The 12,578-nt window shown below is 69.0% G+C and carries 13 protein-coding genes; 9 read left to right on the top strand and 4 right to left on the bottom strand.

The window, feature by feature from the left end:
- The first annotated feature begins 125 nt into the window (after positions 1-125).
- Positions 126-641 (top strand): hypothetical protein, encoded by a 516-nt coding sequence (locus tag EZ313_RS05405; RefSeq protein ID WP_135262170.1) that lies wholly within the window; start codon positions 126-128, stop codon positions 639-641.
- A 142-nt stretch (positions 642-783) separates the two neighbouring features.
- The gene (locus EZ313_RS05410) at positions 784-1,221 is read left to right on the top strand and encodes a YciI family protein (RefSeq protein ID WP_135262171.1); all 438 of its coding nucleotides are present in this window, start codon (positions 784-786) and stop codon (positions 1,219-1,221) included.
- A gap of 18 nt (positions 1,222-1,239) precedes the next feature.
- Here EZ313_RS05410 and EZ313_RS05415 read toward each other — a convergent pair whose 3' ends face one another.
- Both EZ313_RS05415 and EZ313_RS05420 read right to left on the bottom strand, forming a co-directional pair.
- Positions 1,240-1,845 (bottom strand): ATP-dependent Clp protease proteolytic subunit, encoded by a 606-nt coding sequence (locus tag EZ313_RS05415; protein ID WP_135262172.1) that lies wholly within the window; start codon positions 1,843-1,845, stop codon positions 1,240-1,242.
- Positions 1,846-1,930: 85 nt separating this feature from the next.
- On the bottom strand, positions 1,931-2,455 hold the full coding sequence (locus EZ313_RS05420; protein ID WP_135262173.1) for a MarR family winged helix-turn-helix transcriptional regulator: 525 nt from the start codon (positions 2,453-2,455) through the stop codon (positions 1,931-1,933).
- A gap of 260 nt (positions 2,456-2,715) precedes the next feature.
- Here EZ313_RS05420 and EZ313_RS05425 point away from each other — a divergent pair, with 260 nt between their 5' ends.
- Positions 2,716-4,212, top strand: coding sequence for a cytochrome P450 (locus EZ313_RS05425; RefSeq protein WP_135262174.1), 1,497 nt, complete (start codon positions 2,716-2,718; stop codon positions 4,210-4,212).
- On the opposite strand, the gene EZ313_RS05430 is transcribed toward EZ313_RS05425, so the two are convergent.
- Positions 4,172-5,710, bottom strand: coding sequence for a class I adenylate-forming enzyme family protein (locus EZ313_RS05430; protein ID WP_135262175.1), 1,539 nt, complete (start codon positions 5,708-5,710; stop codon positions 4,172-4,174). The two genes, EZ313_RS05425 and EZ313_RS05430, sit on opposite strands and share 41 nt — an antisense overlap.
- A 61-nt stretch (positions 5,711-5,771) precedes the next feature.
- Positions 5,772-7,100 carry a glucose-1-phosphate adenylyltransferase gene (glgC, locus tag EZ313_RS05435; RefSeq protein WP_135262176.1) on the bottom strand — a complete coding sequence of 443 codons (1,329 nt, stop codon included), beginning with the start codon at positions 7,098-7,100 and terminating at the stop codon, positions 5,772-5,774.
- 171 nt (positions 7,101-7,271) lie between these two features.
- Between glgC and EZ313_RS05440 the strand changes: the two genes are divergently transcribed.
- From EZ313_RS05440 to EZ313_RS05465, 6 genes are all read left to right on the top strand, one after another.
- Entirely contained in the window at positions 7,272-8,033 is a 762-nt protein-coding gene (locus EZ313_RS05440; RefSeq protein ID WP_135262177.1) for a class II aldolase/adducin family protein, read from the top strand.
- A 14-nt stretch (positions 8,034-8,047) separates the two neighbouring features.
- Entirely contained in the window at positions 8,048-9,022 is a 975-nt protein-coding gene (locus EZ313_RS05445) for a TauD/TfdA dioxygenase family protein (RefSeq protein ID WP_135262178.1), read from the top strand.
- A complete protein-coding gene (locus tag EZ313_RS05450) occupies positions 9,019-10,002 on the top strand; it encodes a Bug family tripartite tricarboxylate transporter substrate binding protein (RefSeq protein WP_135262179.1) in 984 nt (327 codons plus the stop codon). Before EZ313_RS05445 ends, EZ313_RS05450 begins: the two co-directional genes overlap by 4 nt.
- A 60-nt stretch (positions 10,003-10,062) precedes the next feature.
- Positions 10,063-10,539, top strand: a complete 477-nt coding sequence (locus EZ313_RS05455) for an FKBP-type peptidyl-prolyl cis-trans isomerase (RefSeq protein WP_135262180.1) — start codon at positions 10,063-10,065, stop codon at positions 10,537-10,539.
- Positions 10,540-10,556: 17 nt separating this feature from the next.
- Positions 10,557-11,123, top strand: a complete 567-nt coding sequence (locus tag EZ313_RS05460) for a restriction endonuclease (RefSeq protein WP_135262181.1) — start codon at positions 10,557-10,559, stop codon at positions 11,121-11,123.
- A gap of 200 nt (positions 11,124-11,323) precedes the next feature.
- Positions 11,324-12,559 carry a 3-methyl-2-oxobutanoate dehydrogenase (2-methylpropanoyl-transferring) subunit alpha gene (locus EZ313_RS05465; protein WP_135262182.1) on the top strand — a complete coding sequence of 412 codons (1,236 nt, stop codon included), beginning with the start codon at positions 11,324-11,326 and terminating at the stop codon, positions 12,557-12,559.
- Positions 12,560-12,578: the final 19 nt, after the last annotated feature.

The raw sequence follows: 12,578 nt of genomic DNA on the forward strand, positions 1-12,578 counted from the left end.
GGACGATGGCTCGTCAGGCCACGACCCAAACTTTCGCCGTCGTCCTACAAACTCGCCGCGGTCGAACGCGTTGACTGATAGGCCGAACGTTTCGGCCATCCATCCAACCACAGGAGAGACCTCACATGAACAAGACCCTCATCGCCCTGGCCGCGGCCCTGAGCATGGGCCTGGCCATCGCCCAGTCTTCGGGCAGCAGCGGCAGCACCGGTGCGTCCGGGGGCTCCGGCGGCAGCGCCACCAGCGGCGCCGGCGCGAGCGGCGGCACCAGCAAGTCCAGCGGCGCCGGCGGCAGCAGCAGCACCGGTGCGAGCGGCGGCACCAGCGCGGGCGCTTCGGGCAGCTCCGGCAGCAGCGGTTCCGGCAGCAGCGGCAGCATGGCTTCGGGGTCCACCGGCGGTTCGTCGGGCGCCACCGCCTCGGCAGGCACCGACACCAAGGCAATGAAGAAGCAGGCCGACGCCGACTACAAGGCCGCGCGCGAGAAGTGCAAGCCCATGAAGGCAGACGAGAAGAAGGCCTGCGAGAAGGACGCCAAGGCGGCCAAGTCCAAGGCCGACGCCGACATCAAGCGCGCGCAGGCGGACGCCAAGGCCAGCAAGCAGTCCGATTCCAAGTCCACCAAGAAGTCCTCTTCCTGAGGCCTTCACTTCGCGCCTGCACAGGGCGCGACTTCAAAAAGCCGGGCCGCGCCCGGCTTTTTTCTTGGCCGTTGTCGAGACCGCTCCGCCAGGATCGTCGTACAGGTGGAACATCACGCAACCCTCAACCAAGGAGATCGACATGCGATTCATGGTCCTGGTCAAGGCCACCCGCGAGAGCGAAGCGGGCGAGATGCCGAGCACGGAATTGCTGGCCGCCATGGGCCGGTTCAACGAGGAGCTGGTCCGCGCCGGCGTCATGCAAAGCGGCGAGGGCCTGCACCCCACCGCCAGGGGCGCGCGGGTGCGCTTTTCGGGCCCGCAGCGCGAAGTGATCCAGGGGCCGTTCGGAGGCAACCCAGGCGACCTGGTGGCGGGCTTCTGGATCTGGAAGTGCGCTTCGCTCGAGGAGGCGATCGACTGGGTCAAGCGTTGCCCGAACCCGATGCCGGGCGACTCGGAGATCGAGATCCGGCGGATCTTCGAACCCGAGGACTTCGGCCAGGAGTTCACGCCGGAGCTGCGCGAGCAGGAAGAGCAGCTGCGCCAGCAGCTGTCCGGTTCGGGCGGCGGCCGCTGAGGGCCGCGCCCCGCACTGTCAGCGGCGCAGTTCCGACTTGTTCTGGATGATGCGGCCCACCAGGCCGTAATCGATCGCTTCCTCGGCGGACAGCCAGCGGTCGCGCTCGATGTCGGCCAGCACGCTGTCCAGCGGCTTGCCGGTTTCGCGGGCGATCGTCTGGGCGATGCGCTCGCGCGCCTTGATGATTTCGCGCGCGTGGATCGCGATGTCGCTCGCGGGCCCGCCCGCGCCACCGCTGGGCTGGTGGATCAGGAAGCGCGTGTTGGGCAGGCAGAAGCGCCGGTCGCGGGGCACGGCCAGGTACAGGTGCGTCGCGGCGCTGCCGACCCAGCCGGTTCCGATCATGTTCACCGGCGCGCCGATGAATCGGATGATGTCGTGGATCGCGTCGCCCGATTCCAGGTGGCCGCCGGGCGAGCTCACCAGCATGTCGATCGGCTTGTCGGATTCGGCGTCCAGCGCGATCAGGCGCCGGGCGATGTCGGCCGCCGAGCGGTCGCTGACCTCACCGAACAGCAGCACCGTCCGGGACTTGAAGGCCTTTTCCTCGAGGAAGGCGTTGCGCGGCTCCGCGGTCGAAGGCGCCGCGGCGGGTTCGTCGTGCTCGTGGGGAGTTTCCATGAATCTGCAATGTTTTGAGATGCCAAGGCCGACATGATGCACCGGCGGCCACGGCAGGGCCCGCCGGAGCCGAGCAAGGCCCTGCTCAGCGAGTCGATTCCCAGAGCGGGATGCTTCCGGCTTCGCGATCGGCACCCAGCACCTCGATCAGGCGGCCGAGGTCCCGGTCGAGCCGGGCCAGGGTGCGCTCGTCCAGCTCCATCAGCGCCTGGGGGAGCACGCCGGTGAACGGGCCCGGAGTCTTCTTGAGCACCCGGACACCGGCCGCCGTGAGCTGCAGGTGCACGGCCCGCTTGTCCGCATTCGCGCGGTCGGCCACGACGAGGCCTTGTTCGAGCAGCGGCCGCAGGAGGTTGCTCGCGGTGGACTGATGGATGTCCATGGCCTTGGCCAGGCTGCCCACGCCGATGCCGGGCGCGTCGCGGATCACGCTCATTGCCCAAGCCTGCGCGCCCGAGATGCCGGCCTTCTTCTCCACCGAGCGGAAGTGCGATTTCACGCTGTTGACGACGATCCGGAAGCGGCGCAGCACGCGGGTGGCGGACTCGGTGAGCTGGGGCGGCTGCTGCGGCGGCGGGACCGCCCTGGGCGGCCGGCGGGAGGAGGGCATGCCGCGATCATATTTGCACGAACACGCCGGAAAAAAGGCGCCCCCGGCGGAGCGGGGGCGCAACAGATGAGTCTGCTCATCTTCCCAAAGGACCTCTCGATCCCGGGCAAAGTGTATTTGCCCAAATCGAATTTGAATGAGCGGGAATACCCCGCCGTTGGCGCGAAGCGACGCCGGGAACTTTCCGGGTCATCGCGGGAAAACCCTAGACGCGCCGCGCCGGCGTGCTGCGACGCTGGCCGCTTTTCAAGAGGCGCCGCATGGACAGCACAACCACTTCCGACACCGTGGCCACGCGGGCGATGGACGCGCTGCCCGGTCCCAGGCCCTGGCCGCTGGTGGGCAATGCGCTGCAGATCCAGCGCGAGCGCTTCCACCTGCAGCTGGAGGAATGGGCGCGGCAGTACGGCTCGCCGTTCACCTTCAGCATCCGCGAGCGGCGCTTCATGGTGGTCACGCAGGCGGACAGCATCGGCCAGGTGCTGCGCCGCAGGCCGGACCTGTTCCGGCGCACGGAGCGAATCGAGAAGGTTTCGGCGCAGATGGGCTTCCTCGGGCTGTTCACCGCCAGCGGCGACACCTGGCGGCGGCAGCGGCCGATGGTGCTGGCGGGGCTCGATCCGGCCCATATCCGGCAGTTCTTCCCCGCGCTCGTGAAGGTGACCGACCGGCTGCGGCGCCGGTGGGAGAAGGCGGCGCGCGAAGGCGCAGTGATCGACCTGCAGGCGGACCTGATGCGCTACACGGTGGACGTCACCACCGGTCTGGCGTTCGGGGAGGACCTCAACACGCTGGAGAGCGCGGGCGACGCCACCATCCAGCAGCACCTGAACGTGGTGATGCCGGCCCTGTTCAAGCGGCTGCTGTCGCCAATGGACCCGCCCGCGTGGCTTCGCCGCATGCGCGACCGCGAGATGGAGCCGCACCTGCGCGCGCTGCGCACGGCCGTGCACGACTTCATCGCCAAGGCGCGCGCGGCGCTGCAGGCGCGGCCGGAGCTGCGCGAGCAGCCCCAAAACCTGATCCAGGCGCTCGTGGCCGCGCGCGACCGGCCCGGCAGCGGTGTGACCGACGAGGACGTGGCCGGCAACGTGCTCACCATGCTGCTGGCAGGCGAGGACACCACGGCCAACACGCTGGCGTGGATGCTCTGGCACCTGCATCGCCACCCGGAGGCTGCGGCGGCCGCCCGCGAGGAAGTCGACCGCGTGCTGGGCGGTGCCAACGGTGTGCATTCGCTGGAGCAGCTGGCGAAACTCGATGTCGTGGAGGCCTGCGCGAGCGAGACCATGCGCCTGAAGCCCGTCGCGCCTTTCATCATGAACCAGGCCTTGGGCGACACCGTGGTCGAAGGCGTGTCGGTGCGCAAGGGCCAGATGGTGATCTGCCTGATGCGCCCGCCGGGGCTGCAGGAACAGGAGTTTCCGCAGCCGGAGCGCTTCGACCCGCTGCGCTGGCGTGCGGAAGGCGCGGCCGCGCATGCCATGGCCTCGGCGAAGCGGCACACGATGCCCTTCGGCGCGGGCCCGCGCATGTGCCCGGGGCGCTATCTCGCGCTGGCGGAGATCAAGCTGGCCGCGGCCATGGTGCTGGCCAACTTCGAACTCGAGGAGGTCGCGCCCGAAGGCGGCGGGGAGCCGCGCGAGCGGATCGCGATCGTGATGGCGCCGGTGGGATTGAAGATGCGCCTGCGGCCCCGAGGGCCGCGTGCCGGCCTCAATCCGGCGACGCCCACTTCTCCCGCAGCTGGCGCTTGAGCACCTTGCCGATGTCGCTGCGCGGCAGCTCGTCGATGTAGCGGACCCCGGCCAGCCGCTGCGTCTTGCCCAGGCGCTCGTTGGCCCATTGGCGCAGGGCTTCCGGCGCGGGCGCGCCGGCGGCGGGCACCACCCAGGCCACCGGCGACTCGCCCCATTCGGCCGACGGCACGCCGACCACCGCGACGTCCGCCACGCCTTCGTGCTGGCGCAGCACCGCTTCGAGATCGCTCGGGTAGATGTTGAACCCGCCGCTGATCACCATGTCCTTGCGCCGGTCCATCAGCACCAGGAAGCCGTCCTCGTCGAAGCGGCCGACATCGCCGGTGCGGATGTAGCGGTTGCCTTGCGCGTCGTACCACTCGGCTTCGCGCGTCTTGCCGGGCTGGCCGTGGTAGCCGGTCATCATCGAAGCCGACCGGCCGACCACTTCGCCGAGTTCGCCGGGCGGCACCTCGCGGCCGTCCTCGTCGATGAGGCGGATGTCGTGGCCCTCGGCCGGCTTGCCGACGGTGTGCAGCTTCTGCGGGAACTCGTGCGCCGCCAGCATGCAGGTGCCGCCGCCCTCGGTCATGCCGTAGTACTCGGTCAGCCCGCCGGGCCAGCGCTTGAGGATGTCGGCCTTCAGCGCGGCGGAGAAAGGCGCGCTGGTGCAGAACTTCATGACGAAGGACGAGAGGTCGAAGCGGTCGAACTCCGGATGGGCCATGAGCCGCTGGTACTGCACCGGCACGAGCATCGTGTGGGTGGCGCGCTCGCGTTCCGCCAGCTTGAGGTAGCCCAGCGGATCGAACCGGCCCTCGGTCAGTACCACGGTGCCACCGCGCGAGAGCGCCGGGAACATGCAGACCAGCGTGGTGTTGGAGCAGAGCGACGTCGCCAGCAGCGCCACCGACTCCGGTCCGTAGCCGCCCGCTTCGGCCCGCCCCATGTGCGCCCAGCGCATGCCGTGCGGCTGCACGATGCCCTTGGGCGTGCCCGTGGTGCCGGACGAATAGATGATGTTGAAGGGCCAATCCGGCTGCGGCTCGACCGGCTTCGGCCGCGAACCTTCGGGCGCCAGCCAGTCCTGCAGCGAGCGATGGCCCGAGCTGCCGTCCATCGCGATGCGCGGCACCGGCAGTTGCAGCGCGGGCACGGTGGCATCGGCGAACAGCAGCCGCGCGCCGCTGTCGGCCACCATGCCGGCGAGCTGCTCGCGCGTGGCCCCGGTCGGCAGCGGCGCCACGGCCGCGCCGGCACGCAGCCCGCCCACGAACAGGGTGGCGTACTCGATGCTGTTGGCGCCGCTGATCGCGATGCTCTCGCGCGGCTGCACGCCATCACGCTGCAGCGCGGCCGCGATGCGGTCCGCGAGGGCATCGAGCTCGCCCCAGCTGAGCCGCCGCTCGCCTTGGACAAATGCTGTGTGGCCCGGCCGCGCGGCCGCGTGCTCCCGCACGAGCTCGCTGAAAACGCGGAACGGCGGGAAGGCAGAGGAGTCGGTCGGCGTGCTCATGCGAAGGCGGCGATGAAGCAGGGATTCTGCCTCTCCCGGCCCCCGCCTCGCGTCGCGCGCTTCACAGCTGTTCGAGCATCTCCGGCGTCACCAGCACCACGCCGGTGTCGGTGCGGTAGAAGCGCCGCGCGTCCGCCTCGGCATCCTCGCCGATCACCATCCCGTCCGGGATGCGGCAGCCGCGGTCGATGACCACGCGCGAAAGGCGCGCGCCGCGGCCGATGTCGCAGCCGGGCAGGATCACCGTCTCGCGGATCTTGCAGCACGAGTGCACGCGGACGCTGGAGAACAGCACCGAGTGCGTCAGGTCGGAGCCCGACACGATGCAGCCGCCCGAGACCATGACGTTGGCTATCTCGCCGTGCCGGCCGCCCTCGTCGGGCACGAACTTGGCCGGCGGCAGCTGCTCCTGGTGCGTCCAGATCGGCCAGTCGCGGTCGTAGATGTTCAGCTCCGGCATGTTGGAGGCGAGGTCCAGGTTCGCCGCCCAGAACGCGTCGACGGTTCCGACGTCACGCCAGTAAGGGTCGTGGCGGGTGCTCGCGGGCACGCTCGACAGGTTGAGCGGATGCGCCAGCGCCTGGCCCTGCGCCACCAGCTTGGGGATCACGTCCTTGCCGAAGTCGCGCTGCGAGTTCGGGTCGTTGCAGTCCTCCTCCAGCAGGCGGTACAGGTACTCGGCATCGAAGACGTAGATGCCCATGCTGCCCAGCGCACGGTCGGGCTTGCCCGGCATGGCGGGCGGGTCGGCCGGTTTCTCGAGGAAGTTCGTAATGCGCCGCCGCTCGTCGATGTGCATCACGCCCAGCGCGGTGGCCTCCATGCGCGGCACCTCGATGCAGCCCACGGTGCACTTGCTGCCCGACTCGACGTGGTCCAGCAGCATCAGCGAATAGTCCTGCTTGTAGATGTGGTCCCCGGCGAGGACGAGGATGTACTCGGGGCCGTAGCTGCGCAGGATGTCGATGTTCTGGTAGATCGCGTCGGCCGTGCCGCGGTACCAGTCGGCCTCGTTGATGCGTTGCTGGGCCGGCAGCAGGTCGATGAACTCGTTGGCGTCGCCGCGCAGGAAGTTCCAGCCGCGCTGCAGGTGGCGCAGCAGCGAGTGCGACTTGTATTGCGTCAGCACCCCGATGCGGCGGATGCCCGAGTTGATGCAGTTGGACAGCGCGAAGTCGACGATGCGGAACTTGCCGCCGAAATAGACGGCGGGCTTGGCGCGCCGGTCGGTCAGTTCGCGCAGCCGCGAACCACGGCCGCCGGCCAGCACCAGCGCGACCGTGCGTTTGGGGAGCTGGCGCGCCAGGCTCAGCCGTTCGGCCGTGCGCGCGTCTTCGTTGAGGTTGCGGGCGGGGATGAGGTGTTCGAAGGCGAGGTCTTCTTTGGCCATGGAAACGTCCTTGCTCAGGCGCACTTTCCGCCACGTGCCGGTGCATGCCTGTAGGACGCCTTCGACTGTCGAACGGCCATCGGGCCACCGGCTGCCTCTGCGCGGGCGCTAGGGAAATCCCGAGGCGCGATCCGGCTGGACGCGCGCGGACGCGTTGAACAATTGCGCACCATGAACCACTCCTTCGCCGACCTTCCCGAGGAGGCAGCCGCCCGCCGCGAGCTCGCCGCCTGCTACCGCCTGTTCGACCAGCTCGGCTGGACCGAGGCGATCTTCAACCACATCACGCTGCGCGTGCCGTCGCCGCCCGGCTCGGCGCACTACCTGATCAATCCCTTCGGCCTGCACTACTGCGAGGTCTCCGCGTCCAACCTGGTGAAGATCGACATCGAGGGCAACGACATCACCGGCACCGGCCGCCAGGTCAACCGCGCGGGGTTCGTGATCCACGGCGCCATCCACCAGGCCCGGCCCGACGCGCACTGCGTCATGCACATCCACACCACGGCCGGCTGCGCCGTGTCGTGCAAGGAGAGCGGGCTGCGCCACGACAACTTCTATTCCGCCATGCTGTACGGCGACGTCGGCTACCACGAGTACGAGGGCGTCACGACCAACGTGGACGAACGCCCGCGGCTGGTGCAGTCGCTCGGCAACCGCAACCACCTGATCCTGCGCAACCACGGACTCCTTACCGTGGGAGGCAGCGTGGCGCAGTGCTTCCAGCGGCTGTGGACGCTGCAGCGGGCGTGCGAGATCCAGCTGGCCGCCGACGCGGGCGCGGGCCCGAACCGGGAGATCCCCGTCTCGGTGCTGGAGAAGGTGCCGGCCAGCCGGCTGAAGATGAACGACAGCACCAAGGCCGACGGCGTCTCGCAGATGATGTTCGACGCCATGCTGCGCCGCGCGGGCATCTCGCGCGACGCGCTCTGAGAACGGAGATCGCGATGGCCTTGAACGAACACGGATTCGAAGTCGTTCGCCTCGGCGGCAACATCGGCGCCGAGATCCGCGGACTGGACCTGCGCAAGCCGATGCCGCGCACGCAATTCGAGGCGCTGAACGCGGCCTTCGTGAAGCACGAGGTGCTCGTGTTTCGCGACCAGGACATCACGCTGGAACAGCAGATGGCCTTCGGCCGCATGTTCGGCGAGCTGTCGATCCATCCCTTCAGCCCCAACCTGGACGACCAGCGCGAGGTGATCGTGCTGGACTACTCGGCCGACAACCCGCCGGCGCTCACCGACCAGTGGCATTCGGACGAGACCTTCCGCATGGCGCCGCCCATGGCCACCATCCTGCGGGCCAAGGTGGTGCCAGAGTTCGGCGGCGACACGCTGTTCGCCAGCATGACGGCGGCCTACACGGGTTTGTCCGAGCGCATGAAGCAGTACATCCATGGCCTGGAGGCGATCCACGACTTCAAGCCGTTCCGGCACCTGTTCACCAGCTCGGAGGCGCACCAGCGCCGGCTGCGCGAACTGGAGCAGGAGTTCCCCACTCCCTCCCATCCGCTGGTGCGCGTCCATCCGGTGACGGGCCGGCGCATCCTCAACTGCAACGCGCAGTTCACTGTCCGCATCAAGGGGCTCAAGGACGACGAGAGCCAGATGATCCTGAACTACCTGTACAGCCGCGCCGCGATCCCCGAGTACCAGTTGCGCGTGAAGTGGCAGCCGCACACAGTCGTGATGTGGGACAACCGCTCCACCCAGCACTACGCGCCGCACGACTACTACCCGCAGCGGCGCACGATGAACCGGGTGACGATCTCAGGTGATGCAGTGGTCGGCGTCAGCGGTCCCTACACGCCGGAGGAGGGCGTGGCGCCGCTGCCGGATGGGCACAACGTGAAGGTGGCGCCCCCGGGCAAGCGGCCGATCCGCGAGTTCGAGCGCAAGCTGTCCAAGGAGGGTGCATGAACGCGTCGCTTGTCACTCGCCGCCAGCTGCTGGCGAGCGCCGCCGCCGCGGGCGGTGCGCTCGCGCTGCCGGCGCTGGCGCAGGGCACTTATCCGGATCGTCCGATCAAGCTGCTGGTGCCCTTCCCGGCGGGCGCGCTCACGGACACGCTCGGCCGGCTCGTCGCCGACCGCATCCGTCCCGCGCTGGGGCAGCCCATCGTGGTGGAGAACCGCCCGGGCGCCGGCACGTTGCTCGGCGCCAGTGTCGTGGCCAAATCGCCGCCCGACGGCTACCAGCTGATGGTGGCCACCAGCACCACGCTGGCCATCTCGCCGGCGATGTACGCGAACCCGCCCGCGACCCCCTCCGAATTCATCGGCGTGGCGATGATCGGCGCAGTGAGCCTGTACCTCGTCACGCGCCCGGACCTGAAGGTGGCGAGCCTGCCCGAACTCGTGAAGGAGATCCGCAACAACCCGGGCAAGCTGAACTTCGGCTCGCCCGGCACGGGCACGATGCACCACCTGATCGTGGAGATGATCAAGGGACAGGAAAAGGTGCAGGCCACGCACGTGCCCTACCAGGGAAGCATGACCGCGTTGCAGGACCTGATGACCGGCCGCATCGACTTCATGTTCCTCGACGCGGTCGCGGCCATGCCGCAGATCCAGGCCGGAAAGATCAACGCCATCGCGGTGGCCGCCGCGCGGCGCACGCAGGCGTTGCCGAACGTGCCGACCGTGGCCGAGACCTTCCCGCAGATCGACCTTCAGGCCTGGCAGACGGTGGCCGCGCCGCGTGCCACGCCGATGCCGATCGTCCAGCGGCTGAATGCCGAGATCAACAAGGCGCTGGATTCGCCCGAGGGCCGGGCCGCGCTGCAGAAGGTGGGCGTGGATGCGATGCCCATGAGCGTGCAGCAGCTCAATGAGCTGATTGCGCGGGATGAGAAGCGGCTGGGGGATCTGGTGCGCGCGGCGGGGTTGAAGGCGAGCTGAAGTTCGCTTCCAGCGTCCAGGGCGCAGGCGGGGCCTGGCGCCTTGGCAGAATCGCTCCCCATGCGAATCGCCAAAGACACCGTCGTCACCCTCACCTACAAGGTCGCAGACCTGAACGGCCGCCTGCTCGAGCAGAGCAAGGAACCCCTGGCCTACCTGCACGGCGGCTACGACAACACGCTGCCGAAGATCGAAGCCGCGCTCGACGGGAAGGAGCCGGGCTACCAGGTCACGCTGGAGCTGCAACCCGAAGACGCCTTCGGCATGCGCGACGAGGCGCTGGTGCGCACCATGCCGAAGAAGGAGTTCCCGCCGGGCGTGAAAGTGGGCGGCCAGCTCGAAGGCATGACGGACAGCGGCCAGCCGCATGTGTTCCACGTCATGAAGATCAAGGGCGATACGGTCCACCTCGACGGCAACCATCCGCTCGCGGGCAAGGCGCTCAGATTCCTGCTCAAGGTGATGAGCGTCCGCGCGGCCACGTCGGAGGAGATCGAGCACCGCCACGTGCACGGTGAGCACGGGCACCACCACTGATCGCGCGGAGAACCAGCATGAAGTTCCGCATGGCGGAGAACTCGCTCTTCGCGGTGCTGCTGCGCAAGCCGTGGTGGATCAGCATGCTGGTTGCCGCCGCTTTCGTGGCGGTCGTGCAGGCGCTGCTGCCGGCGCAGTACCGCAACGTGGGCAGCCTCGGCGCGCTGCCGTTCGTGGTGATCGCGGGCATCGCGTTCTGGCGGCAGCTCGGCGCGCCCAGCGAGAGCGAGTCCCGTTCGGTGCTGGAGGGCGCTTCCAGGATGGGCTGGCCCGAGTTCGAACAGGCGCTGCGCGCGGGCTTCACGCGCCAGGGCTGGCAGGTGCGCAGCGGGCAGGGCGGGGCGGACCTCGTGCTGGAGCGAAACGGCCAGCCCGCATCGCTGGTGTCCGCACGTCGCTGGAAAGCCGCGCGCCACGGCGAGGAATCGCTCCAGGCGCTGGATAACGCCATGCGCAAGCAGGACGTTTCGCGCGGCGTCTATGTCGCGCTGGGTGAACTCACGCCACAGGCCACTCGCCTGGCCAAGTCGCGGCAGATCGAAGTGGTGCAGGGCGATGCGCTCGTGCGCCTGTTGCGCAAGTAGGACGCGAGAGCACAGGGTCGGCGGACCCATCCGTTCGAACCACCAGCCACCACCCCACCGCCGCGCATTTCCGCCCTAAACTGAACCGCCCTCGCGCGCAACCCGCGCAAGGGTCGAAGGAGGAGGACGACGGCCGACCCGCCGCCGTGTTCCCCGTTTGCAAACCCTGTTGGCGCGCCACCCGCGCGCGGAGTGATTGCATGAGCGAGCGTCAGCCCCTGCGGCTGCACGTGCCGGAGCCCTCGGGGCGGCCCGGCTGTGCGACCGACTTTTCCTACCTCCATGTCTCGGAGGCCGGCGCCGTCCGCAGGCCGCCGGTGGACACCACCCACTACGACACGCAGGACCTCGCCTACCAGCTGGTGCGCGTGCTCGACCGCGAAGGTCGCGCGGTGGGACCGTGGGCGCCGGAGATCTCCACGGCGCAGTTGCGCAAGGGCCTGCGCTCGATGATGAAGACGCGCATCTTCGATGCCCGCATGCTGATCGTGCAGCGCCAGCGCAAGATCTCGTTCTACATGCAGAGCCTGGGCGAGGAGGCGATCGCCTGCGCCCACGCTGCCGCCATCGAGCCGGGCGACATGTGCTTCCCCACATACCGGCAGCAGGGCCTGCTGCTCAGCCGCGACGACATCTCCATGGTGGAGCTCATGTGCCAGCTCATGAGCAACGAGCGGGACCCGGTCAAGGGCCGCCAGCTTCCCGTGATGTATTCGTACAAGCGTGCGGGCTTCTTCTCCATCTCGGGCAACCTGGCCACCCAGTTCATCCAGGCGGTGGGCTGGGCGATGGCGTCGGCGATCAAGGGCGACACGCGCATCGCGTCGGCGTGGATCGGCGACGGCGCCACGGCGGAAGCCGACTTCCACACGGCACTCACGTTCGCGCACGTGTACCGCGCGCCGGTGATCCTGAACGTGGTCAACAACCAGTGGGCGATCTCCACCTTCCAGGCGATCGCGGGCGGCGAGTCCACCACCTTCGCGGCGCGCGGCGTGGGCTGCGGCATCGCGTCGCTGCGCGTCGACGGCAACGATTTCCTCGCGGTGTATGCGGCGTCGCAGTGGGCCGCCGAGCGTGCGCGGTTCAACCTGGGCCCGACGCTGATCGAGTGGGTCACGTACCGGGCCGGCGCGCACTCGACCTCGGACGACCCGTCCAAGTACCGCCCCGCCGACGACTGGGAACGCTTCCCGCTGGGCGATCCGATCCAGCGCCTCAAGCAGCACCTCATCGGGCTGGGGGCATGGAGCGAGCAGGAGCACGAGCAGGTCCGCCTCGAACTCGAGGCCGAGGTCGCCGCCGCGCAGAAGGAAGCCGAGAGCTACGGCACGCTGCTGGACGGCCACATCCCGAGCGCGGCCACGATGTTCGAGGACGTCTACGCCGAGATGCCCGCCCACCTGCGCGCGCAACGCCAGCAACTGGGGGTCTGAGCATGCTGACCAAGACGCG

It is taken from the genome of Ramlibacter henchirensis, from assembly GCF_004682015.1.
Lineage (GTDB): Bacteria > Pseudomonadota > Gammaproteobacteria > Burkholderiales > Burkholderiaceae_C > Ramlibacter > Ramlibacter henchirensis.